Annotated in this window: 19 protein-coding genes and 1 pseudogene; 3 read left to right on the forward strand and 17 right to left on the reverse strand. The window is 71.3% G+C overall.

Going from position 1 to position 23,890, the window contains the following annotated elements:
• Window positions 1-19 precede the first annotated feature (19 nt).
• The 8 genes and pseudogenes from Q2K21_RS31190 to Q2K21_RS31225 form a co-directional block, all read right to left on the reverse strand.
• Window positions 20-154, reverse strand: coding sequence for a hypothetical protein (locus tag Q2K21_RS31190; RefSeq protein WP_310777772.1), 135 nt, complete (start codon window positions 152-154; stop codon window positions 20-22).
• A complete protein-coding gene (locus Q2K21_RS31195; protein WP_310777775.1) occupies window positions 151-2,460 on the reverse strand; it encodes a xanthine dehydrogenase family protein molybdopterin-binding subunit in 2,310 nt (769 codons plus the stop codon). Before Q2K21_RS31195 ends, Q2K21_RS31190 begins: the two co-directional genes overlap by 4 nt.
• Window positions 2,457-3,947 carry a 2Fe-2S iron-sulfur cluster-binding protein gene (locus Q2K21_RS31200; protein WP_310777778.1) on the reverse strand — a complete coding sequence of 497 codons (1,491 nt, stop codon included), beginning with the start codon at window positions 3,945-3,947 and terminating at the stop codon, window positions 2,457-2,459. Before Q2K21_RS31200 ends, Q2K21_RS31195 begins: the two co-directional genes overlap by 4 nt.
• The gene (locus tag Q2K21_RS31205; protein WP_310777781.1) at window positions 3,944-4,837 is read right to left on the reverse strand and encodes an FAD binding domain-containing protein; all 894 of its coding nucleotides are present in this window, start codon (window positions 4,835-4,837) and stop codon (window positions 3,944-3,946) included. The genes Q2K21_RS31200 and Q2K21_RS31205 overlap by 4 nt, the downstream gene beginning before the upstream one ends.
• A gap of 278 nt (window positions 4,838-5,115) precedes the next feature.
• Window positions 5,116-6,747, reverse strand: coding sequence for a beta-N-acetylhexosaminidase (locus tag Q2K21_RS31210; RefSeq protein ID WP_310777783.1), 1,632 nt, complete (start codon window positions 6,745-6,747; stop codon window positions 5,116-5,118).
• 98 nt (window positions 6,748-6,845) lie between these two features.
• Window positions 6,846-7,004, reverse strand: a pseudogene (locus Q2K21_RS31215) (carbohydrate ABC transporter permease); the annotation flags it as partial.
• Between the two features lie 332 nt (window positions 7,005-7,336).
• On the reverse strand, window positions 7,337-7,615 hold the full coding sequence (locus tag Q2K21_RS31220) for a DUF3039 domain-containing protein (protein WP_310777786.1): 279 nt from the start codon (window positions 7,613-7,615) through the stop codon (window positions 7,337-7,339).
• A gap of 30 nt (window positions 7,616-7,645) precedes the next feature.
• Window positions 7,646-8,218, reverse strand: a complete 573-nt coding sequence (locus tag Q2K21_RS31225; RefSeq protein ID WP_310777789.1) for a YqgE/AlgH family protein — start codon at window positions 8,216-8,218, stop codon at window positions 7,646-7,648.
• A 308-nt stretch (window positions 8,219-8,526) separates the two neighbouring features.
• Between Q2K21_RS31225 and murA the strand changes: the two genes are divergently transcribed.
• Complete coding sequence (murA, locus tag Q2K21_RS31230) at window positions 8,527-9,867, forward strand: UDP-N-acetylglucosamine 1-carboxyvinyltransferase (RefSeq protein ID WP_310777792.1); 1,341 nt, start codon at window positions 8,527-8,529, stop codon at window positions 9,865-9,867.
• Between the two features lie 171 nt (window positions 9,868-10,038).
• On the opposite strand, the gene Q2K21_RS31235 is transcribed toward murA, so the two are convergent.
• From Q2K21_RS31235 to Q2K21_RS31260, 6 genes are all read right to left on the reverse strand, one after another.
• Complete coding sequence (locus Q2K21_RS31235) at window positions 10,039-10,320, reverse strand: HU family DNA-binding protein (protein ID WP_043440653.1); 282 nt, start codon at window positions 10,318-10,320, stop codon at window positions 10,039-10,041.
• A 428-nt stretch (window positions 10,321-10,748) separates the two neighbouring features.
• Entirely contained in the window at window positions 10,749-12,173 is a 1,425-nt protein-coding gene (locus Q2K21_RS31240; RefSeq protein WP_310777796.1) for an NAD-dependent malic enzyme, read from the reverse strand.
• Between the two features lie 368 nt (window positions 12,174-12,541).
• Window positions 12,542-14,923: a HelD family protein gene (locus tag Q2K21_RS31245; RefSeq protein WP_310777798.1), complete on the reverse strand. Its 2,382-nt coding sequence runs from the start codon at window positions 14,921-14,923 to the stop codon at window positions 12,542-12,544.
• 205 nt (window positions 14,924-15,128) lie between these two features.
• Window positions 15,129-15,941: an anti-sigma factor family protein gene (locus Q2K21_RS31250; RefSeq protein ID WP_310777801.1), complete on the reverse strand. Its 813-nt coding sequence runs from the start codon at window positions 15,939-15,941 to the stop codon at window positions 15,129-15,131.
• Window positions 15,938-16,477, reverse strand: coding sequence for a sigma-70 family RNA polymerase sigma factor (locus Q2K21_RS31255; protein ID WP_310777804.1), 540 nt, complete (start codon window positions 16,475-16,477; stop codon window positions 15,938-15,940). The genes Q2K21_RS31250 and Q2K21_RS31255 overlap by 4 nt, the downstream gene beginning before the upstream one ends.
• Window positions 16,478-16,970: 493 nt before the next feature.
• On the reverse strand, window positions 16,971-17,558 hold the full coding sequence (locus Q2K21_RS31260; RefSeq protein WP_310777807.1) for a CGNR zinc finger domain-containing protein: 588 nt from the start codon (window positions 17,556-17,558) through the stop codon (window positions 16,971-16,973).
• 211 nt (window positions 17,559-17,769) lie between these two features.
• Between Q2K21_RS31260 and Q2K21_RS31265 the strand changes: the two genes are divergently transcribed.
• Window positions 17,770-18,339 carry an anthrone oxygenase family protein gene (locus Q2K21_RS31265; protein ID WP_310777811.1) on the forward strand — a complete coding sequence of 190 codons (570 nt, stop codon included), beginning with the start codon at window positions 17,770-17,772 and terminating at the stop codon, window positions 18,337-18,339.
• Here Q2K21_RS31265 and Q2K21_RS31270 read toward each other — a convergent pair.
• The 3 genes from Q2K21_RS31270 to Q2K21_RS31280 form a co-directional block, all read right to left on the reverse strand.
• Window positions 18,288-19,439, reverse strand: a complete 1,152-nt coding sequence (locus tag Q2K21_RS31270) for a uroporphyrinogen-III synthase (RefSeq protein WP_310777814.1) — start codon at window positions 19,437-19,439, stop codon at window positions 18,288-18,290. The genes Q2K21_RS31265 and Q2K21_RS31270 overlap by 52 nt on opposite strands.
• Window positions 19,440-19,637: 198 nt before the next feature.
• Window positions 19,638-21,020, reverse strand: a complete 1,383-nt coding sequence (locus Q2K21_RS31275; RefSeq protein ID WP_310777817.1) for a nitrate/nitrite transporter — start codon at window positions 21,018-21,020, stop codon at window positions 19,638-19,640.
• A gap of 423 nt (window positions 21,021-21,443) precedes the next feature.
• Window positions 21,444-22,424: a LysR family transcriptional regulator gene (locus Q2K21_RS31280; protein ID WP_310777820.1), complete on the reverse strand. Its 981-nt coding sequence runs from the start codon at window positions 22,422-22,424 to the stop codon at window positions 21,444-21,446.
• An 83-nt stretch (window positions 22,425-22,507) separates the two neighbouring features.
• Between Q2K21_RS31280 and Q2K21_RS31285 the strand changes: the two genes are divergently transcribed.
• On the forward strand, window positions 22,508-23,866 hold the full coding sequence (locus Q2K21_RS31285) for an MFS transporter (protein WP_386276732.1): 1,359 nt from the start codon (window positions 22,508-22,510) through the stop codon (window positions 23,864-23,866).
• The last annotated feature ends 24 nt before the right edge of the window (window positions 23,867-23,890 follow it).

The following is a 23,890-nucleotide window of genomic DNA, read 5'->3' on the forward strand; positions in this document are numbered from 1 at the left end:
CCGCCCACCGGCCCCCGCACTACGTGAAGTACACACCGCCCAGCACGACCACGACCGCGGCCAGTACGAAGGCCAGGATCCACACCAGCAACTTGCCGACGCTGGGCGGCGGTTCGTAACGGGGCTCCTCGGGGGTCGGGGCGTTCTCGCTCACTGTGTCGTCACCACCGCCGCCTGCGGACGGATCGGCAGGCGGTTGACCGGACGGCCCGTCGCCGCGCGCACCGCGGAGGCGATCGCCGCCGGGGACGTCACCACGGGCACCGCGCTGACCGCCTTCGCTCCGAAGGGCGCGACCACGTCCCGCTCCTCGACCAGCTTGACGATCTTGATGTCGGGGGCGTCCAGGGCCGTGGGCAGGGAGTAGCCCGTCAGGTCGGGGTGGCGGACCAGGCCGCGCGCCGTGCGCAGGTTCTCCGTGAGCGCGATACCCACGCCCTGGGTGACGCCCGCCTCCACGCGCGCGGCAAGCTGTGCCGGGTTCAGCACCCGGCCGACGTCCTGGGCCAGCGCCAGTTCCACGACCCGTACCGAGCCGATCTCGATGTCCACGTCCACCACCGCGCGGATCGCGCAGAACGCGAGCCCCACGAAGGCGTCGCCCTGGCCCGTCTCGTCCAGCGGCTCCGTCGGGTGCGGGCGGCACTGGGCCGTGGCCCACAGTTCCTTGCCGTCCATCGCCTCGGTGACCGTGGTGGACAGCACACCGTCGTAGGAGGTGATCTTGCCGTCGGTGATCTGGAGCAGCTCGGTGGACATACCGAACTTGTGCGCGAGGGGTTGCAGCAGTTGCGTGCGGACCATTTTGGCGGCACGTTCCACCGCGCCGCCCGACACCCAGGTGTGGCGGCCCCGGCTGCCCGCGCCGGCCGGCGGCTGGTCGGTGTCGACGGGTGCCACGTGCACCTCGTCGATGCCGAGCGTCTCCTGGACGATCTGCCGGGCCAGCGTGGTGAAGCCCTGGCCGGTCTCGACGGCCGCGCACAGGACCGTCGCCACGCCGTCCTGGACCTTCACGGTGGCCGTGGAGACCTCGTCCGCGCCCTCCGCGCCCAGCATGTGGACCATGCCGAGGCCGTAGCCGACACCGCGGCGCACGGCACCCGGTTCGCCGGCGCCCTCGGGGCCGCCGGGCAGCAGCCACTCGTCCTCGGGGGTGTCCTTGGGGAGCGCGGGCAGCGGATGGTCCCGTACGGCCTGGAGCAGTTCGGCGACCGGCGCGGGGCAGGTCACCGTCTGGCCCGTGGGCAGGATGTCGCCCGTCGCCATCACATTGCGCAGCCGCAGCTCCGCCGGGTCGAGGCCGAGTTTCTTGGCGAGCTTGTCCATCTGGGCCTCGTACGCCGCGCACACCTGCATCGCGCCCTCGCCTCGCACATGGCCCGACGGCGGGTTGTTGGTGCGCACGGCCCAGCCCTCGATGAAGGCGTTCGGGACGACGTAGGGGCCGCAGGCGAAGGAGACGGCAGCGGCCAGGGCCTCCGCGGAAGTGTCCGCGTACGCGCCCGCGTCCAGCAGGATCTGCGCCTCGACCTTCACCAGGTTGCCCTCGGCGTCCGCGTGGTGGCGGTAGCGCAGGAGGGTGGGGTGGCGGTGCACATGCCCCAGGAAGGACTCTTCGCGCGTCGCGGTCAGTTTGACCGGGCACGCGGTCTTCAGGGCGAGCAGCCCGAGCGGGATCTGGAAGCCCTGGTCCTCGCGGTCGGCGGTGGCGCCGGGCACCCCGGTGACGACGACCTTCACGCGCTCGGGTTCGAGGCCGTAGACGGCGGCGGCCCGGTCGCGGTCGGTGTGCGGGTCGGTGGAGGCGACGTACAGCTCGACCCCGCCGTCGGGCCGGGGCACGGCGAGCCCTGCCTCCGCGCCGATCGGGGCGGGGTCCTGGCGGCCGATGCGGTACAGGCCCTCGACGACTACCTCGCCGGCCGCGTCCGGGTCGCCGTGGCGCAGCGGGATGTGGCGGATCAGGTTGCCGTCGGGGTGCAGCGGTTCGGCCTCGAAGGCCTGTTCCGGGTCGGTCACGGGGTCGAGTACTTCGTACTCGACGATGACGGCGGCGGCGGCCATGCGCGCGGTGTCGGGGTGGTCGGCGGCGACGGCCGCGATGGGCTCCCCGTGGTGGCGCACGACCTCGGAGGCGAACACCGGGCGGTCGGCCGTGCCGCGGCCGAGGAGGGCGTCGGCGGGCACGTCCTCGTGGGTGACGACGGCCCGCACGCCGGGCATCTCGCGCGCGTGGCTGGTGTCGATCGACAGGATGCGCGCGTGCGGGTGCGGCGAGCGCAGCACGGCGGCCCACAGCAGGCCCTCGGCCCACAGGTCGGCCGCGTACGGGAAGGTTCCCTCGGTCTTGGCGCGGGCGTCGGTGGACGGCAGGGAGGCGCCCAGGCCGTGCGGCAGCGGCTCGGGGGCGTCGGGTGCGGCCGCCGCTGTGGTCTCGGTGGCGGCTTCGTTGCTCACGCCTGGCCTCCGTCCTGGCCGTACGGGTGCTCGGTCGGGGCTGTGTTCTCGAAGGCCTCGAACGCGGAGGGGTGGACGCCGCCCGCCCCGGGGCCCGCCTGGTGCGGGATACGGGCCTCGTCGGCTTCCTTCGCCGCCGACTCGGCCTCCGTGTGCGCCTGGCGCTCGGCGACGACCTCGCGCACCGCGTCGAGGACCCCGCGGTAGCCGGAGCAGCGGCACAGGTTGCCGCACAGGGCCTGACGGGCCTCCAGTTCGGTGGGCGCGGGGTTGCCCTCCAGGAGGTCGTGGACGGTCATCGCCATGCCGGGGACGCAGAAACCGCACTGCACGGCGCCGCACCTGGCGAGCGCGCGCTGCACGTCCGAGGGCTGTCCGTCGACGGCGAGGCCCTCGACCGTACGCACCTCGCTGCTCGCCGCGGTGACTGCGGGCACCAGGCAGGACGCGACGAGCCGTCCGTCGACCTGAACGTTGCAGGCGCCGCACTCGCCCTGCGAGCAGCCGTCCTTGGCGCCGGCGAGACCGAGCCGCTCGCGCAGCACGTACAGCAGCGATTCGCCGATCCAGGCCTCGGTGACGGGCCGCTCCGCGCCGTTCACCCGCAGGACGTACGAGACGAGGGGGTGTTCGTCGAGCGCGGGCGCGGGCTCGGGCGCGGGCTCGGACTCCGGGGCCTGCTCGGGCGGCGGCTCCGCGGCGTCGGCCTCCGCCGTCGGCTCGGGTTCGACTGCGGCCGGTGCGGTGCCGACGGCCGGTTCGGGTTCCTGCGCCCTGGCCGCGTCCGGTGCCTCGACGGGCTCAGACGGCTCCTGGACGGCCTCGGGCGCCTCCGGAGCACCTCCCGCCCTGCTGTCCTCGTACGGCCCGTCGGACGGCTCTCCAGGCACCTCGGCGGGCGCTTCCGCGGCGGTCTCCCGGTCCGACCACGGCTGTCCGGCCGCCTCCGTCGCCCAGGGCGCGGGCGCGCCGCCCGGCAGGGTCGGGGGCGGGGTGCCGCCCCACTGTTCGACGAGTGACGATGTGCTGAACTCGCCCGATTCGTCGGGAAGATCGCCGCCCGCCACGGGGATCGACCACTGTCCGGTGACGTCGTGCCCGGGCGCGGGCGCCTCCTGCGCGGCCGCGGCCTCCTCGAAGGTCCACTGCCCGGTCGCGCCGGGGTTGTACGCGAACCGGTCGCCGGTCCCGTCCCCGGACGCGGTGTCCGGGTCGGGCCACTGGACGCTCTCGGCGGGCGCGGCCCAGGTGGCGCCGGCCGCGGGGTCGGTGCCCGGGTCCGGGGCCGGGGTGAACGTCGGGGGCACATAGCCGTGGCCCGGCGCGGCCAGCGGGCTGTCGACGGAGGCGAGGAGGGCGTCGATACCCCCCTCGGGGAGTTGGACGAAGGCGGTCGCGCCGTCGTCGTAGTCCCCTTGTGGCAGCCGCTCCCAGGAGCCGTGGGTGACCCCCTGCGGGGTGCCCTCCCGGTGCTGGTCGTCGGTCACGACAGTGCCCTCCCCAGTGCTCGTCGGGCCAGCGCGGCGACGGTGCGCCGCAGGTGCAGTACAGCGGGCGGAAGCGGCTGTACGGTGCCGTCCTCCGCCGGTGCCGGGTCCGGGATGCAGGCCGCGGCGACGTACTCGCCGAAGGCGGCGAGCGCCTCCGGGACGATCGCGCGGTTGTTGTCCCAGTCGATGAGCTGGGCGACCCACTGCTCGGCCTCCAGGGGGCGCAGCGGCATCGGCGCGATGGCGCCGACCGCGCAGCGCACCCCGCGCCGGGCCGGGTCGAGGACGAGCGCCACGGACGCGATCGCGCGCCCCGGACCGGTGCGTCCGGTCACCTTCAGGAAGACCTGGGGGGCGTGCAGCAGCGGTACGCGCACGTAGCCGATGAGTTCACCGGCGCGCAGCATCTCCACGCCGGCGAGCAGGTGCGAGACCGGGATCTCCCGGCGGGCTCCGCCCGGTCCGGCGATGATCAGCGTGGCCTCCAGGGCGGCCAGCACCGGCAGCGCGTCCCCGGTGGGCGCCGCCGAGGCGATGTTGCCGCCCAGGGTGCCCGCGTTGCGGATGTGCGGCGGGCCTGCGGCCCGCGCCGCCGCCGCGAGGGCGGGGATGAGGGCCGCGAAGTCGGGACGCCCCATGCGCGCGAGGGTGAGGCCGGCGCCCAGCAGCGCGTGGCCGTCCTGGTACTGCCAGCCGCGGATCTCGCTGATGCGGCCGAGACCGACCAGCGCGGCGGGCCGCAGCTGCCCGGAGTTGACCGTGGTCATGAGGTCGGTGCCGCCCGCCACCGGGACGGCGGCCGGCAGGGCGGCGAGCGCCGCCACTGCCTCGTCCAGCGAGGCGGGCAGGGTCACGGCCTGCGCCGCCTGCGGTGCCTGCGTGGTCAAACCGGCTGCCCCTTCCCGCTGCCCCCTGGTCCCACCTGTGTTGCCGTACGGTACGTGCTGACAGGGCGGACGTGGCAACTCTGGCACATCTTCCCAGGACCCCGACGCGGGGGTCCGCTAGGAGGCATTCGCCCCCCTCACCAGGGAGATGGTCCGTTTTGCCGCGACATCACCACTGAGGGCGAATTGCCGCCCTTCGGTGCCTCTTGCGCGGCTTTTCGCATGTGAGGTCACGTTTCCAGGGAGTTGGGCCTCTCGCGCGCACCCCGGGAACCGCCTCACACGTTCGGGGGCGCACCCTCGATCGGGCGTCCGAGCACACCGGGTCGCCGCTGCCACGGGCGCGGTCCCGTGGGCGGCCGGTAGGCGACTCCCAGGGCGTCGAGCCGCCGGTAGTGCGCGGCCATCCGCCGCTCGAAGTCCGCGTAGTCGCGGTCCTCGGGGGCGGGCAGGGCGCTCCAGGCGACCTCGGCGAAGGCCGCGAGCCGGGGGAAGGCCTGGTAGTCCATGCGCGCGTGATCCTCCGTCACCTCGGTCCACAGGTTGGCCTGGGTGCCGAGCACGTGCCGCGCCTGGTCCTCGGTGAGCTGCGGTGGAACCGGCTCGAAGCGGTAGACGTCCTCCAGGGTGCGCACGTACGCGATGGGCACCGGCTCGTCCTCGCCCGCGTCCTGACGGTAGTCCAGGTACACCTGCTGCTGCGGGCACATCACGACGTCGTGCCCGGCCCGCGCGGCCGTGATGCCGCCCGCGTACCCGCGCCAGGAGGACACCGCGGCCCCCTCGGCGAGGCCGCCCTCCAGGATCTCGTCCCAGCCGATGAGCCGGCGGCCGCGCGCGGTGAGCCAGGTGTCGAAGTGCCGGACGAACCACGACTGGAGTTCGTCCTCGTCGGCGAGCCCGAGCTCCTTGATGCGTGCCTGTGCGGTCGGGGACCGCCGCCACTGGTCCTTGGGGCACTCGTCGCCGCCGATATGGACGAACGCCGAGAACTTGGCGGCGTCCGCGGGGAACAGTTCCAGGACTTCCTCGAACACCCCCTCGTAGAACCGCAGGGTGTTGTCGGTGGGGGCGAGTACGTTTTCGTTGACGCCCCAGCTGTCCCAGACCGTGAGGGAGGTCGTGTCGATGACGTCGGAGTTGCCGAGTTCCGGATACGCGGCGATGGCCGCCTGGCTGTGCCCGGGGACGTCGATCTCGGGGACGACGGTGATATGCCGCTCGGCCGCGTACGCGACGATCTCGCGGATGTCGTCCTGCGTGTAGAAACCGCCGTGCGGCTTCTCCTCCCACAACGGCGAGGCCCGGTGGCCGAATTTCGTGCGCGCCCGCCACGATCCGACCTCGGTGAGCCTCGGGTACCGCTTGATCTCCAGGCGCCAGCCCTGGTCGTCGGTGAGGTGGAAGTGGAAGACGTTGAGCTTGTGGGCGGCCATCAGATCGAGGTAGCGCAGGACGCCGTCCTTGGGCGTGAAGTGCCGGCCGACGTCGAGCAGGAAGCCGCGCCAGGGGAAGCGAGGGCTGTCCTCGACGGTGACTTCCGGGAGGTCCCAGCCCTGGCCCGGGCGTACCGGAGCCCGTCGGAAGGCGTCGGGACCGAGCAGTTGCCGGAAGGTCTGCGCGCCCCAGAAGACGCCGGCCGCGCTGCCGCCCTGAATGCGGCGCGCAGGGCCGTCGATGACGACGCGGTAGCCCTCGGAGGGCAGGTCGGGCTCGATGCTCAGCACGATGCGGTTCTCGGAGTCACCGCTTTCCGCGAGGGGCAGGCCCGTTGCCGCGCCGACCGTCGCTCGCAGCCAGCGCGCGACGCCCTCGGTGCCGGGCCGCGCCTCCAGCCGCGTCTCCTCGTCCAGGCTCCCGTGGCCGGGGGCGTTCCAAGTGATGTGCCGTGGCGCCGGAATCAGTTCCATCACGTCAGTCCTTTACCGAGTACCGAGATGAAGGGAGAGGAACATCGCGAAGGGCGGCGAGAAGGCGATGCCGGCCGGCGGAAACATGATCAACAAGGGGTCCGGGAACGGAAGCGGAATCGGGTCGCGGCCATCGCCGCGAGAAACGCGATCAGCACCGAGGCGATGACCGCACAGCCCGCCAGGAGAAGGCCGTTGAGAAAGCAACGGCCGAATTCCCGCCACCCGAAGACGCGCCGGAAGGATTCCGGGGAGGGAGGAGCATCCAGGGCCACGGTATGGATTCCGCAAGCGGCTTCGATCAACTCGGCCTGGTTCTTCGGAACTTCGGCTCGACTCCTCGGAACTTGGGAGCCGAGCGGACGGCTTCATGGAGCGGCCCTCCCGAGCGTTGCAGCATACGCAATGACGGTTTCGCCCTGTACAACACTTCGGGAGCCTATGGACTACATGAACACGCCGACAAGAGGTCTCCACCACTCTGTGACCGGCCGACGCACTCCCTGCAACGACAGACCACGGCAAAGGCCCCCGAAGCATGCCGAAACACGCCTGAGGGCCTCGCAGGTCTCAGAAGAGAAGCAGACCGTTACTTGTCCTTGCCGCCCTCGTCGCCGCCGCTGCCCATGGAGTCGTAGATCTCCTTGCACATCGGGCAGACGGGGTACTTCTTCGGGTCGCGGCCCGGTACCCACACCTTGCCGCACAGCGCCACGACGGGCGTGCCGTCGAGAGCGCTCGCCATGATCTTGTCCTTCTGGACGTAGTGGGCGAAGCGCTCGTGGTCGCCGTCGCCGTGCGACACCTGCGGCGTCGGCTCTACGAGGGTCCCCGTACCAGTACCGCGCTCGGGCTCAAGAGTGCTCATACCGCCTAGGGTACTGAAGACTCACACGCATCAGTTGAGCGTAGGGTCGTCCGGATACGTGGCCACCATCGCCAGCTCGCTGCGCTGACGCCGCAGCACCTCCCGCCACAGCCTCTCCGGCGCCGGGGACGACACATCGCCGGGCTCCGACTCGACGACGTACCACGCCCCCTCCACCAGCTCGTCCTCCAGCTGGCCCGGCCCCCACCCCGCGTACCCCGCGAAGATGCGCAAGGAGCCGAGCGCCCTGGCGAGCAGTTCCGGCGGGGCCTCCAGGTCGACCAGGCCGATCGCCCCGTGAACCCGGCGCCAGCCGAGCGGGGCGCCCTCTCCGGAGGCGCCGCCCGGGATCACCGCGACACCGAGCGCCGAGTCCAGCGACACCGGTCCGCCCTGGAAGACGACACCGGGCTCGCCCGCGAGGTCCGCCCAGCCCTCCAGGATGTCGCCCACGTCCACGGGCGTGGGGCGGTTGAGGACCACACCGAGCGAGCCCTCCTCGTCGTGGTCGAGGAGCAGCACCACAGCGCGGTCGAAGTTCGGGTCCGCCAGGGCGGGTGTGGCCACGAGCAGCCGCCCTGTGAGCGAGGACACCTCGGTCATGCCAGACATGATCCCGCATCTCGCCCCCGAATGGGGAGGCAATCGGGGTACGCGGGTGAATGCGGCCATGAAGGGGACAGGTGCCCTGGTAAGGCCTCGGTCAAGGGTGGCGGCAGGAGACGGAAGAGCGTACGGATACACGGCGGACACACGGGCCCGGCGGTAACCCGGTGCGTCCGGTTCCATACGGTTCGTGTTGTGGCAAAGCTATGACGTTGCTGGGAGGCACTTGGGCTTACAGAACCGGGGTACGCGGCCATTACGCTTACGTCTTCGGCCCCTGCCCAACTCCACGGAACGCGAGATTCATGACCGTCAACGACGATGTCCTCCTTGTCCACGGCGGCACCCCGCTCGAGGGCGAAATCCGTGTCCGCGGTGCGAAGAACCTCGTACCGAAGGCCATGGTCGCCGCTCTGCTGGGCAGTGCGCCGAGCCGGCTGCGCAATGTTCCCGACATCCGCGACGTGCGCGTCGTACGCGGGCTGCTGCAACTGCACGGTGTGACGGTCCGTCCGGGCGAGGAGCCGGGTGAGCTGGTGCTCGACCCGACGTACGTCGAGAGCGCGAACGTCGCCGACATCGATGCCCACGCGGGCTCGTCGCGCATCCCGATCCTCTTCTGCGGCCCGCTGCTGCACCGCCTGGGCCACGCGTTCATCCCGGGTCTCGGCGGCTGCGACATCGGCGGCCGGCCGATCGACTTCCACTTCGACGTGCTGCGGCAGTTCGGTGCGACCATCGAGAAGCGCGCGGACGGCCAGTACCTGGAGGCACCCAAGGGACTGCGCGGCACGAAGATCCGGCTGCCGTACCCGTCCGTCGGCGCGACCGAGCAGGTGCTGCTGACGGCCGTCATGGCCGAGGGCGTCACCGAGTTGTCCAACGCGGCCGTGGAGCCCGAGATCGAGGACCTCATCTGCGTGCTGCAGAAGATGGGCGCGATCATCGCGATGGACACCGACCGCACGATCCGCATCACCGGTGTGGAGAAGCTGGGCGGCTACACCCACCGCGCGCTCTCGGACCGCCTGGAGGCCGCGTCCTGGGCGTCGGCGGCGCTGGCGACCGAGGGCAACATCTACGTCCGCGGCGCGCAGCAGCGCTCGATGATGACGTTCCTGAACACCTACCGCAAGGTGGGCGGCGCCTTCGAGATCGACGACGAGGGCATCCGCTTCTGGCACCCCGGCGGCCAGCTGAAGTCCATCGCGCTGGAGACGGACGTGCACCCCGGCTTCCAGACGGACTGGCAGCAGCCGCTGGTGGTCGCCCTGACGCAGGCCACGGGCCTGTCGATCGTCCACGAGACGGTCTACGAGTCCCGTCTCGGCTTCACCTCGGCCCTGAACCAGATGGGCGCCCACATCCAGCTCTACCGTGAGTGCCTCGGCGGCTCCGACTGCCGCTTCGGCCAGCGCAACTTCCTCCACTCCGCGGTGGTTTCGGGCCCGACGAAGCTCCAGGGCGCCGACCTGGTCATCCCCGACCTCCGCGGCGGCTTCTCGTATCTGATCGCGGCCCTGGCGGCCCAGGGCACGTCCCGCGTCCACGGCATCGACCTGATCAACCGGGGCTACGAGAACTTCATGGAGAAGCTCGTGGAGCTGGGCGCGAAGGTGGAACTGCCCGGCAAGGCGCTCGGCTAGCAGCAACCAGCCCGGCATGGGGGTTCCCCGTGCTCGGGCGCAGCCGAGAGCTTGGGGGAGCTTGAGGGCATGTGTCAGCGCAACCACGATGGGGCGGCACCCGAATCCGGGCGCCGCCCCATTGGCGTTCCTACGAGCCGTACACCGTCCCGTGGTGCACAGACGGCGAGGTCACTTGCCCTTCGCGGCTTCCTTGAGCTTGGAGCCCGCGGAGACCTTCACGCTGAAGCCGGCCGGGATCTCGATGGGCTCACCGGTCTGCGGGTTGCGCGCGGTGCGAGCGGCACGGTGGGTGCGCTCGAAGGTCAGGAAGCCAGGGATGGTGACCTTCTCGTCGCCCTTGGCGACGACCTCGCCGACGGTCTCGGCGAACGCGGCCAGCACGGCGTCGGCGTCCTTGCGGGTCACCTCGGCGCGGTCGGCCAGCGCGGCCACCAGCTCACTGCGGTTCATGTTGTTACTCCCGTGTTCTTCTTGCCATTGAGGCGTGCCACGCGGCGGAGCCGCATGTCGGGCACAGCGAAGCCGATGCTGCCAGGGTCCTCGATGGGTCCCCGGACCCGGGTCCGTGTTCAGACCCTCGCGCCCGAAGACGCATCCTGCCCCCACCTGCGGCGGGAAAGCCAATCCGGCACCCGTAGGAGTCGTGAGAACACCCTTGGGAGTCACACGAAAAGCGCCACCGTCTCATGATGGTGACGTTCCGCTCACTCTCGGCAACGGATCGCAGGGCCTTGAGGGGGCATGAGCCTGGCCGCCACCATAGAGGCGGCCAGGGGCCCCGGGTTCCACGACGCGCCGGTTCCATGCCCGTCGTGGCAATGGTCACAGTCGGCTCGTATCACAGCGGCCCCGGGGCCGGCCGCACCGACGCCGAGCGCCTACTCCTCCGAGGCCGACGCCCCCGCCGCCTTCACCGCGGAGCGCACCGCTCCGGCGACCGCGCCCGCGACCCTGTCGTTGAACACGCTCGGAATGATGTAGTTCGGGTTCAGCTCGTCCTCGGTCACCACGTCCGCAAGGGCGGTCGCGGCGGCCAGCATCATCTCCGTGTTGACGGTGCGGGACTGCGCGTCCAGCAGACCGCGGAAGACGCCCGGGAACACCAGCACGTTGTTGATCTGGTTCGGGAAGTCGGAGCGGCCCGTGGCCACAACGGCCGCCGTCTGACGGGCGATTGCGGGGTCGACCTCGGGGTCCGGGTTCGCGAGCGCGAACACGATCGCACCCTCGGCCATGGCGGCCACGTCGGTGCCGTCGAGCACGTTCGGGGCGGAGACACCGATGAAGACGTCGGCGCCGTGCACGGCCTCCTTCAGGGTGCCCGTGAGGCCCTCGTGGTTGGTGTTGTCGGCGATCCAGCGCAGCGGGGAGTCCGCGGCGGCGTCCACCAGGTCCTCGCGGCCCGCGTGCACGACACCGTGGATGTCGGCGACGACGGCGCTCTTGACGCCCGCCGCAAGCAGCAGCTTGAGGATGGCCGTACCGGCCGCGCCGGCGCCCGACATCACGACCCGCACGTTCTCAATCGCCTTGCCCACCACGCGAAGTGCGTTGGTGAGGGCGGCGAGCACGACGATCGCGGTGCCGTGCTGGTCGTCGTGGAAGACGGGGATGTCGAGGGCCTCGCGCAGGCGCGCCTCGATCTCGAAGCAGCGCGGAGCGGAGATGTCCTCGAGGTTGATGCCGGCGAACCCGGGGGCGATCGCCTTGACGATCTCGACGATCGCGTCGGTGTCCTGGGTGTCGAGGCAGATCGGCCAGGCGTCGATGCCGGCGAAGCGCTTGAAGAGGGCCGCCTTGCCCTCCATGACGGGCAGCGCGGCCTTGGGGCCGATGTTGCCGAGGCCGAGCACGGCGGAGCCGTCCGTCACGACCGCAACGGAGTTGCGCTTGATCGTCAGACGGCGGGCGTCCTCGGGGTTCTCGGCGATCGCCATGCACACGCGCGCCACACCCGGCGTGTAGACCATGGAGAGGTCGTCACGGTTGCGGATGGGGTGCTTCGACGCCATCTCGATCTTGCCGCCGAGGTGCATGAGGAACGTACGGTCCGAGACCTTGCCCAGCGTGACGCCCTCGATACCGCGCAGCTGCTCGACGATCTCGTTGGCGTGCGCGGTGGAGGTGGCCGCGATGGTGACGTCGATCCGGAGCTTCTCGTGCCCGGACGCGGTGACGTCGAGGCCGGTCACCGAGCCTCCGTGGGACTCGACGGCCGTGGTGAGCTGGGAGACCGCGGTTCCGCTCGCGGGCACCTCCAGCCGGACCGTCATCGAGTAGGAGACGCTGGGCGCCGTTGCCATGGCCGACTTCCTCTGCTTTCACCGTGTCGCGGATGTGCCGTCCGATCGTCGCACCTACCGAGGAGTACGCGGTAGCCGCCCCGGATTGCGAACGTTTTGTTCGCCACTGCCGGGCACTTTCGAAAAGCCACTTCCACCATACGAGAGAACAAGAAGAGGCCCGCGTCACGTGGTGACGCGGGCCTCTTCACACTCAGTGGCACCGACCCGCCATGCTCGCCTCGCGGCAAGTGGTCGCTCGTAGCGACGAAGGTTGGGCCCGGGGGCTTGGATCGAGCCGGTGCCACACCCAGGCTAACAAACAGATCCCGTAAGGCCATTCCCGTACCGAGAGTTCATTTTCCCGGGAACGGGGTATCCCGCCCGGATCAGTCCCTGAGCAGGTCAGGCACCCCGGCCGCGTCCGGCTCGTCCCGCTCGCCCGAGACCACCGTCAGCTGTTGCGTCGCCCGGGTGAGCGCCACGTACAGCACGCGCAGGCCCGCGGGGCTCTCGTCGGCGATCTCGGCCGGCGAGACGACGATCGTGGCGTCGTACTCCAGGCCCTTGGCCTCCAGGCTGCCGAGCGCCACCACCCGGTCGCCGAGCCCGGCGAGCCAGCGGGCCGCCTCCTCGCGCCGGTTCATGGCGACGACGACGCCCACCGTGCCGTCGACGAGGTCGAGCAGCCGGGCGGCCTCCTGCCGGACGGTCTGCGCGAGCGACTCCGGTACGACCGCGCCGCGTCCGTTGCTCGCGCTCACGCTCTGTCCCTTGTGCGTTCTCGCGCTCTGTCCATGGTTCGTTTTCACGAAACGCGGCTCCACGCCCGTGGAGCGGACCGCCGAGGGCGCCTCGGAGCCCGGCATGGCGAGCGCCAGCACCTTCGACGCCAGTTCGGCGATCTCGGCGGGGTTGCGGTAGTTGACCGTGAGCGTGAAGCGGCGGCGCGGACGGGTGCCCAGCGCCTCGTCGCGGGCCTCGGCCGCCTCGTCCGGGTCGGACCAGGAGGACTGGGCCGGGTCGCCGACCACCGTCCAGGTCGCGTGCCGGCCGCGGCGCCCGACCATCCGCCACTGCATCGGCGTGAGGTCCTGCGCCTCGTCCACGATCACGTGCGCGTACTCGGTCCGCTCCTGGGCGAGCCGCTCGGCGCGCTCACGCTGCGTCTCCTCCCGTACGGGCATCAGCTCCTCGAGGCCGGTCAGCTGGTCCAGCGGGTCCAGCTCCCGCTTCTTCTTGGGGCGGGCCGGCAGACCGAGGATGGCCTGGAGTTCGTCCAGCATGGCCACGTCGTGCACGGACAGCCCGTCCCGCTTCAGGGACCGCGCGGCCCTGCGCACCTCGCCGGGGTTGAGGATGCGCCGCGCCCAGCGGCCGAGGCGCCGCTCGTCGGCCATCGCGTCCAGGACCGCCCGCGGGGTCAGCTCGGGCCACCAGGCGTCCAGGAAGGTGATGAACGAGTCCTCGGAGGTGATGTCCTCGTCGAAGGAGGAACGCAGCTCGGCGGCCAGCTCGGGGTCGGTGTGCCGGCCGGCCGCCCCGGACTGCGCCCACAGGGCGTCCAGGAGCAGCTTGCGGGCGCGCGGGCGCAGCAGGTTCACCGGCGCGGTGCCGCTCAGCGCGTTGCGCCGGATGCGCTCCAGTTCGTCGGCCTCCAGTTCGAGGCGGCGGCCGAAGGCGACGACCCGCAGCCGGGTCGGCGTGTCGTTCAGTTCCAGGGCCCCGCGCGCGGCCTTCCGCAGCACCTTGAGCATGCGGTAGGAGCCCTTGGCGCGGGCCACGGACGGCGAGTCGTAGAGCGTGGCCTCGGCCCCGTCGACGAGCGAGCCGATGGCGCGGATGGCGACCTGGCCCTCCTCGCCGAGCGAGGGCAGCACGCCTTCCGTGTAGGCGACCAGCAGCGGCGTGGGCGAGACGATCAGGATGCCGCCCGCGTACCGGCGCCGGTCCTGGTACAGCAGGTACGCGGCCCGGTGCAGGGCGACGGCCGTCTTGCCGGTGCCGGGGCCGCCCTCGACGTAGGTCACGGAGGCGGCGGGGGCACGGATGACCAGGTCCTGCTCGGCCTGGATCGACGCCACGATGTCCCGCATGGTGTGGGTGCGGGCCTGGCCGAGGGCGGCCATCAGGGCGCCGTCGCCGATCACCGGCAGCTCGTCGCCGCCGAGGGTCGCCTTCAGCTCGGGGCGCATCAGGTCGTCCTCGACACCGAGCACCCTGCGGCCCTTGGAGCGGATGACCCGGCGGCGCACGACCCGCCCGGGGTCGACCGGCGTGGAGCGGTAGAAGGGGGCCGCGGCGGGCGCCCGCCAGTCGATGACCAGCGGCGCGTAGTCCTCGTCGAGGACCCCGATACGGCCGATGTGCAGGGTCTCGGCGATGTCGGCGGTGTTGTCGGGGCGCACGGCGCCCTCGGCGGGCTCGACGGCCGTGTACGCGCCGTCCGGGCCCTTCTTGCCGTCCTTGCCGAGCAGCAGGTCGATACGGCCGAAGAGGAAGTCCTCGAACTCGTTGTTGAGCCGGTTGAGGTGGATACCCGCCCGGAAGACCTGGGCGTCTCGCTCGGCGAGCGCCCCGGGCGTGCCTACGTGGCCGCGCTTGGCCGCGTCGTTCATCAGGAACTCCGCCTCGTGGATCTTCTCCTCGAGGCGCCGGTACACCCGGTCCAGGTGTTCCTGTTCGACGCTGATCTCCCGGTCGCGAAGCGAGTCGTGTGCGGACTTGCCGACCGGACCGAGCGCGGTTTCCTGTTGAACCTGAGCCGCCACCGGGCCCCCTTCTGACGTGCTGGGCAGCCGTCAACCGTACGCGAAAGGGGCCCGAAGAGGCTACGCCTGCTCCGGACCCCCTCACATGTCGGCCCGCGGCCCGCTCGTTCGCACACCTCGGCCCGCGGCCCGCTCGTCCGCGCACGTCGGCCCGCGGCGTGCTCGTCCGTACGCCGCGGGGATGCTCAGGCAGGTGGGCGGATGCCTACGCGTCCACCTTCACCAGCTTCTTCCCGTCGAACGTCACGACCTCGAAGTGGTCGATCTCGTTCGGCGTGAAGGCGGCGCCACCGTGCACGTACAGCGGGTTCTTCGCCTGATCCGTCTTGGCGTTCGCGATGCCGTAGCCCCAGTTCGGGACGGCCCAGGTGGTGACCGTCTCGCGCTCGCCGTTCTTGCCGACGGCGACCAGGGAGCACTTGAGCGGACCCTTGACGTTCTTCAGCTGAAGAACGGCGTGGGTGCCCCAGTCCTTGGACTCCATCGCGACCACGGCGTTGACCTTGGTGCTCGGGTCGGTCGCCGAGTGCTTGTCGGTCATCAGCTGGAAGGCCGCCTTGGCGGGGCCGGTGGCCATCGGGTCCTGGGTACCGCTGTCGCCGCCGTTGACCGCCATCACGGTGAGCGGGCCGCCGATGATCAGCGCTGCCGCCGCCGCGACGAGGTAGAAACCGCGCCGACGCTTCTGGGCGCGCCGCTCGGAGACCTCGTCGACCAGCCGCTCGACCAGCCGTGGACTGGGTTTCGCGGACAGGGATTCGCCGATGGCCGGGGTGCCCTGGTTGCCGGGCAGGTCCGCGAGTGCGGCCAGCATCGGCTCCATGCCCGCGAGGTCGTCGAGTTGCTGGGCGCACCAGTCGCAGGTGGCGAGGTGCGCCTCGAAGGCCGTCGCCTCGGCGTCGTCCAGGATCCCGAGGGCGTAGGCGCCGACGGTTTCGTGGATGTCGCCCTGCCCCTCCTGCGGGCCTCTTACGGCTCCCGGGCCGCCATTGCCGAACCCCCCGTACACGTTGCTCATGCCGTCACCCCCCGCTCCTCCAGGGCCAGCTTCATGGACCGCAGGGCGTAGAACACCCTGGAGCGCACCGTCCCACTGGGGATGCCGAGCGTTTCGGCCGCCTCATTGACCGTACGCCCTTTGAAGTACGTTTCGACCAGGACCTCCCTGTGAGCCGGGGTCAGGTCGTCCAGCGCGTCCGACAGTGTCATCAGCCACAACGCCTTGTCGATCTCGTCCTCCGCGGGGATGACCTCCAGCGGCGACGGGTCGACCTCCTGCGGCCGGGCCTGCCGGCTGCGGTGGCCGTCGATGACGATGCGCCGGGCGACCGTCACCAGCCAGGGGCGTACCGATCCGGTTGCTCGATTGAGCTGACCGGCGTTCTTCCAGGCACGGATGAGCGTTTCCTGCACGACGTCCTCGGCTCGCTGCCGGTCGCCCGCGACCAGCCGCAGCACGTAGGCGAGCAGGGGTCCCGCGTGTTCCCGGTACAGGGCGCGCATCAGCTCCTCGTCCGGCTCGGACGACGGCGCCGGGGACGAGGACGAAGTCATGCGATGTCGGGCCCTTGGCCTTCGTTCTTCAGCCACGGCTGAATCCTTGCGCACGCCTACCTCCGGTGTCCGGGGGATCCCCCAGTCGGTCGCTCACATCCGGGTACGCAGGCGGTGGCCGCCGTGTTCAAAGTGAGACCACAAATTTCTTGGGCAAGGTGTGGAAGTCAACCTTCCTGGGCACCCATTTCTCCCCCAAAAGGACATACGACCACCACCCCGGAGAGACGCAGGTCACACCCGCCGGGGGCTTCACTTCGGGAAGTGTCTTGATCAACCTGTGAAAATCTCGCTCGACTTCAGTGGAGGAATTGTCGAGGTGGGGTTACTCGCGAGTTGGGATAGGCCACCGTTTGCCGGGAGTTGAGCACCTTTCACGTTTTGGGGCGCGCTCTGCCCGCAAATGATCCCTTTCGTCCCGCGAGTGGTTCCCCATGACATGCGTCGACACTCAGGGACCCCGCTCGAACGGCCCGACGTCGCCCGGCAGGGGCTACGCCCGCGCGAGCGCCGCACGTCGTCGATGGCGGGCCACCCGCTCCCGGTTGCCGCACACCTCACTGGAACACCAGCGGCGGCGTCGCCCCCGGGACGTGTCCAGGTAGACGATGGGGCAGTTGTCGCCCTCGCAGCGCCGCAGACTCGCCCGGGCAGCCGGGTCCGTCAGCAGCTCGATCGCGTCGCGGGCGAGCGCGGCCAGCAGTTCCTCGCATCCCGGTACCGCGCGAAGCCGCCGTACCAGCACGCCGTCCTCCCTACGGACCGCACACAGCGCGGGCGGCACCCCTTCCGCCACCGCGTTGACCCGCGCCAACGCCCCGTCCGCCGAGCGCCCGTCGAGCTCTCCATGCACCAACTGCCCGATATGTCCGCGCAGTTCACAGAAGGCCGACAGCCACCCCGGGGTCGCCCCCGCGAGCGGCGTACCCGCCGGGACCAGACCGGCCCCGGCGATCCAGGCCCGCAACCGGTCCACCGAGTCGAGCCGTTCCTCGGGATGCGTCGTCGTCAGCAGATCCAGGCAGATCCGCCCGGAGGCGAACCGCAGCTCGCAGGAGGCCGTGGCCGTGCCGGATGCCATGTGCCTGTCACCGCCTTGGAGTTGCCGCCGCGAGCGCGCCGGCCGGTGAGGTCCACGAAAGGTGCCTGGGGGTTCGTACCCCCTACAGTGCCCGCCCGCACGCGTTGCCGGGAAGGTCCCGGACGGCCCCGTCCGAGCCGTGGACGCCCGCTTATGCGGCCGCGCGTCTCAGCGATGTTCCGCGCGTTCCGCGCCCGGTTGACTCACCGTCATGACATTCGAGACATCTCAGCACGGCAGGGACCGTCGACCGGTCGTCAGCGGCATTCTCGGCGCCGCCACCGTCGCCACGGGCCTGATCGCCGGCACCTTCTACATCTTCGCCTGCGCCGTGATGCCCGCCCTCGCCCGCAGCGACGACCGCGTGCACATCGAGGTCATGCAGAACATCAACGACGTCATCCAGAACCCCGTCTTCTTCCTCTGCTTCCTCGGCGCGCCCCTCCTCCTGGCCGTCTCCGCCTGGCAGTTGCGCACGGCGCCGTACCGGCGGTGGATCCTCGCGGCCCTGGCCGCCTACGCACTCGCCTTCCTCGTCACCGTCGTCGGGAACATCCCGCTCAACAACGACCTCGCCCACGCCGGCGCTCCGGCGCGCATCGCCGATCCGGCCGCCGTACGCGACCGCTTCGAGCACGCCTGGGTCACCTGGAACGTCATACGGACCCTGCTGTCCACCCTCGCCCTGGCCTGCCTGTGCCGCGCACTGCTCCTGCGCGGCACGGCGGCTCACACGTCGGCGTACTTCGACTCCGCCACCGGGTCGAGCGCGAGCCGGTAGCCACGCTTGACCACCGTCTGGATCAGCTTGGGCGCCCCCAGGGCGGTGCGCAGCCGGGCCATCGCCGTCTCCACGGCGTGCTCGTCACGCCCGGCGCCCGGAAGGGCCCGCAGCAGCTCGGACCGGGCGACCACCCAGCCCGGTCGCCGGGACAGGGCCCGCAGCAGGGACATACCGGCGGGCGGTACGGGCCGCAGCGCCCCGTCCACCATCACCGCATGGCCGCGGATCTCCACCCGGTGTCCGGCGACGGGCAGCGTACGGGCCCGGGTGGGCAGTTCCTGGCACAGCAGCTGGACGAGCGGGCCGAGCCGGAAGCGTTCGGGCTGGACCGTGTCGATGCCGCGGGCCTGTAGGGGCAGCGCGGTGACGGGGCCGACGCAGGCGGGCAGCACGTCGTGGTGGAGGGCGAGGAGCAGTTCGGGCAGCAGCCCGCGCTCCTCGGCTCGGGAGAGCAGGGACGCCGCGGCGGGCGCGCTGGTGAAGGTGACCGCGTCCAGGCCACGGGTGATGGTCGCGTCCAGGAGCCGGTCGACGGGCGCGATGTCCTCCGGCGGCATCCACCGGTACACGGGCACCCCGACGACCTCGGCGCCCCCTTCCCGCAGCGCCTCCACGAAGCCGGGCAGCGGCTCGCCGTGCAGCTGGACAGCGATGCGGCGGCCGTCCACGCCCTCCTCCAGAAGCCGGTCGAGCACCTCGGCCATGGACTCGGAGGTGGGCGACCATTCCTCGGTCAGCCCGGCGGCCCGTATGGCGCCCTTGACCTTGGGCCCGCGTGCGAGCAGTTCCACCCCGCGCAGCCGGGCGAGCAGGTCCTCGCCGAGCCCCCAGCCGTCGGCGGCCTCGACCCAGCCGCGGAAGCCGATCGCCGTGGTGGCGACCACGACGTCCGGCGCCTGGTCGATCAACTCCTTGGTGGCAGCCAGCAGTTCACCGTCGTCGGCGAGCGGCACGATGCGCAGGGCCGGGGCGTGCAGAACGGCGGCACCACGCCGCTGGAGCAGGGCGCCCAGCTCGTCGGCCCGCCGTGCGGCCGTCACGCCCACGGTGAACCCGGCGAGCGGGCCCTGTTCCGGTTGCTGCTGATTGTCGTACATGGCTCTCGTTCCGCACTCGAGTCGTCGTACTGGTCGTACCCACCGGTACGTGCCGAACGAGCCTGTCAACGCCGCGTGACAAGCTCGGTTCGGCTTCATGTCGCTGGTGTTACCGATCCACTCGGGGCCCTGAGGCGCCAGGCGGATCTTGAACCCTCGGCCGGGGGTCCGGGGGTTGTCCCCCGGGACGGCACAGCGTCACACCTCGACATAGCTGAGCTGGGGCTTCGCCTCCGACGTGACAGTTGTGGCCTGAGTCGCTGCGGCCGGGCGGCGAAGGTATACGGCCCAGGTGACCACGAAGGCCACGGCGTAGAAGGCGAGGAAGGCGACGAAGGCGCCCGTGCCGGAGCCGTAGGAGAGGAAGGACTGCCGGAAGGCGAGGTTGATGCCGACGCCGCCGAGCGCGCCCACGGCCCCGATGAGCCCCATGGAGGCGCCGGAGAGCCGGCGGCCGTAGGAGGCGGCCTCTTCCCCGACGAGCCCCTTGGCGACGGCCTTGGCCTGGAAGATCCCCGGGATCATCTTGTACGTCGAACCGTTGCCGAGCCCGCTGAGCACGAACAGCACCACGAAGACGGCGACGAACAGCGGCAGCGACTTCTGCATGGAGGCGAAGACCAGGACGGCGGTCGCGACAGCCATGGCGACGAAGTTCCAGAGGGTGATCTTCGCGCCGCCGTACCGGTCGGCGAGCCAGCCACCGACGGGACGGATGAGGGAGCCGAGGAGCGGCCCGATGAAGGTGAGGTAGGCCGCCTGGAGCGGGGTCCGCCCGAACTGGTTCTGGAGGACCTGCCCGAAGGCGAAGCTGTAACCGATGAAGGACCCGAAGGTGCCGATGTAGAGGAAGGACATGATCCAGGTGTGGGCGTCCTTCGCGGCGTCCTTGGCGGCGCCGGTGTCGTTCTTCACGGAGGCGAGGTTGTCCATGAACAGGGCGGCGAGGACGGCGGCGACGACGATGAGCGGGATGTAGATCCCGAGCAGCACGCGCGGCCCCCCACTGGCCCCGATGATGGCGAGCGCCACGAGCTGGATCACCGGCACGCCGATGTTGCCGCCACCGGCGTTGAGCCCGAGGGCCCATCCCTTCTTCCGCAGCGGGAAGAAGGCGTTGATGTTCGTCATGGAGGACGCGAAGTTGCCACCGCCGATGCCGGCGAGCAGGCCGACCAGCAGGAAGGTGGAGAAGGAGGTCCCCGGCTCCAGGACGGTGAAGGCGGCGATCGTCGGGATGAGCAGGAGGCCGGCCGAGATGATCGTCCAGTTCCGGCCGCCGAAGACGGCGACGGCGAAGGTGTACGGCACGCGGACGACGGCACCGACGAGCGTGACCATCGAGGTGAGCAGGAACTTGTCGGCGGGGGTCAGCCCGTACTCGGGGCCCATGAAGAGCACGAGCACCGACCACATGGTCCACACCGAGAAACCGATGTGCTCGGAGAGGACGGAGAAGAGGAGGTTGCGCCGGGCGACCTTCTCCCCGGTCTCGTTCCAGAAGGCCTCGTCCTCCGGATCCCACTGCTGGATCCAGCGGCCTCCCCTGCTCGCTGCGGGGGCTGTGCTCGGGGCTGTCATGACGCCTCCACGGTTCTCCGGTGCCCAGGTGTCGTACGCGGTTCGCGGGTGATGAGTCCCGAAGGTAGGAAGGACGCGTTTCCGGCCCTGTGGCCGCGAGTGACCGGAAGGGAACGTTGCTCTCACGGGGCGGGGAGGGGCGTGGTGAGGGAAACGGATGCCCTCCCTGGGCTGGTGCCGACGGGCTGGCACCGACGGGGCTGGAGCCGACGGGGGTGACGCCGACGGGGCTGGGGAGCGAAGCGCCTGGCGAGGCCGTGAGCCGTACGAAGCCGTGAGCCGTAGGAAGGCGACATGCCAAGCCACGTCGCGAGTGGCCGACTGGCGCGATGGCACCATGCCCGCCGTCCGGTAGTCGGCACGCGCTCCGTGCCGCTGGGGTGGCCGGCAACTTGAGGAAGTCACGAGAAGTGCGGCCGGGTGTCAGTCGCGGGCCCTCATGACCTCCGCGTCGATGGCCGGGACCCAGGCTTCCACGGGCCGCCGCAGCCAGCCCCCCGCAGCGGCGATCTCGCTCGCCGCCCGTCGAAGCGCATCGATACCGGGATGCACCGCCCCTTTTCGCCACACCAGCGAAACCGGCGACAGCGGCACCGGATCCACCAACGGCCGCAGGACCGTGCGTGGCATCGCAGGGAAGTCGACCACCGCCAGGATCGGATTCCCCGTCTTCGCCATGATCCGTTGGAACTCCTCCGCGCCCACCGCGAGCGGTGCGGGGGACGCGATGCCGATGCCCCGGCCCTCGAAGAGGCGGCGCGCCAGGTCCGTCCACTCCGGTGTGCGCGGGTTCCCGGCGCCCGCGTACACCGTCTCCCCGGCCAGCTCGGACAGCGGCACCTCGGCGAGGGGCGCCAGGCGGTGGTCCTCGGGCAGTACGATCGCCATTCGCTCGTACCGCACCGGCTGCTGGTCGAGGCGCGCCCGGACCGCCGGGTCCAGTCCGGCGAAACGGCCGAACGACACGTCAAGGCGCCCCGCGAGGATCTCTGTCGCCGCCCCCGTCAGACCGCTCTCGTAGCGCGCCATCAGTTCGACGGCCGACACCAGTGCACGGGCGCGGTCGAGGATCCGGGTGCCGAACAGGCCCGGGCTGTTGACGTCCACCAGCAGCGGACGCTCCGGCGCGTCGCCGCCCCGGCCGAACGCGGCGAGCAGCGCGCTCTGCGCCTCCAGGATCTGGCGGGCGTACGGCAACAGGCGCGCGCCGTCCGGGGTCAGGGCCACCTGCCGGGTCGTGCGGACGAACAGCTCGGCTCCCAGTTCCCGTTCCAGCCGACGGATGTCGCGGCTGAGCGCCTGCTGGGCCATGTACAGGCGGGCGGCGGCGCGGGTGAAGTGCAGTTCCTCGGCGACGGCGAGGAAGGCGCGCAGGAGGCGGGGGTCGACGGTGGCGGTGGACATCGGGCGAACTTACAACCCAGATGCGTCAATCGCCACGGAGTAAGTGTTGGACCGCAGGTCGGAGCGCGGGCGACGGTTGATCCATGCCGCAGCCGTCCTCCCGCAGAGCCAATACAGCCAACACCGCCAACAGACCCAACACAGCCGGCACAGCCCCCTTGCTCACCGTCACCCAAGACACCCTCGTCGCCGTCGACTTCACCCCGCGCCGCCGGACGAAAGCCCCGTCCCGGAAGCCGAACCCCTACCGCCGCCTCTTCACCCTCCCCGGCACCCTCGCCTTCACGATCGGGAACCTCATAGCCCGGCTCCCCGTGGGCATGTTCAGCGTCAGCGCGGTCATCATGATCGCCGGGTCCCGGGGGTCGTACGCGCTCGCCGGTGCCGTCACCGCGACGGGCCTGGTGGCGTCGGCCGTCGTCGCGCCCTGGATCGCGCGGCTCGTCGACCGCCACGGCCAGGCGCGGATCGCCGTCCCGGCGACGGCGTTCGCCCTGCTCGGTGGCCTGGTCCTGCTTCTGTGCGTGCACTACGACGCCCCGGACTGGACCCTTTTCGCCGCCTACGCCGCCACCGCCACGACCCCCAACATCGGGGGTCTGTCCCGCGCCCGCTGGGCCCACCTCCTGCGGGACGACCCGGAGTCCCTGCACACCGCGAACTCCTTCGAACAGGCCGCCGACGAGCTGTGTTTCATGCTCGGGCCGGTCCTCGCGGCCTTCCTCTGCGGGGCCCTGTTCCCGGAGGCCGGCGCGCTGGCCGGCGGGATCCTGCTGATGGCGGGCATGCTGCTGTTCACGGCGCAGCGCGCTACCGAACCGCCGCCGAGCCGGCGGGCGAGGACCGCGCCACCGCTCCGCGCCCCCGGCATGCCCCCGCTCCTCCTCGGTCTCCTCGCCACCGGCGCGGTGTTCGGTTCGATGGAGGTCGTCACCCTCGCGTTCGCGGACGCACAGGGTCATAAGTCGGCGGGAGGTGCCGTCCTCGCGCTTCAGGCCGCCGGGTCGTTCGTGGCGGGTCTGGCGTACGGCGCACTGCGTCCGGCCGGTCCGGCCGAGCGCCGCTACCCGTGGTGCCTCGCGGCCATGACGGCCCTGATGAGCCTGCCCCTGCTCGCCGCACGCACCACCGGCTCGCTCATCGCCCTCGCCCCGGCCCTGCTCCTCGCGGGCATGGCCACCGCCCCCACGATGGTCACCGCGATGACCCTGGTCCAGCGGTTCACCCCCGAGGGCCGGCTGAACGAGGGCATGACCCTCGCCGTCACGGGCCTTCTCGCGGGCATCGCCTGCGGCTCCGCCATCGGCGGCTGGGCGGCCGAACACCTGTCGCCGACCACCGGGTTCACCGTGCCGGCGACCGCCGCGGCCGTCGCCCTGCTGATCGCGATCGGGCACAAGTTCGCCGAACGAATCTCCACGGATTCGCGCGCACCCCATTGACGTGCCCTCGGCCCGCACATACCT

Source organism: Streptomyces sp. CGMCC 4.7035 (assembly GCF_031583065.1).
Classification (GTDB): domain Bacteria; phylum Actinomycetota; class Actinomycetes; order Streptomycetales; family Streptomycetaceae; genus Streptomyces; species Streptomyces yaanensis.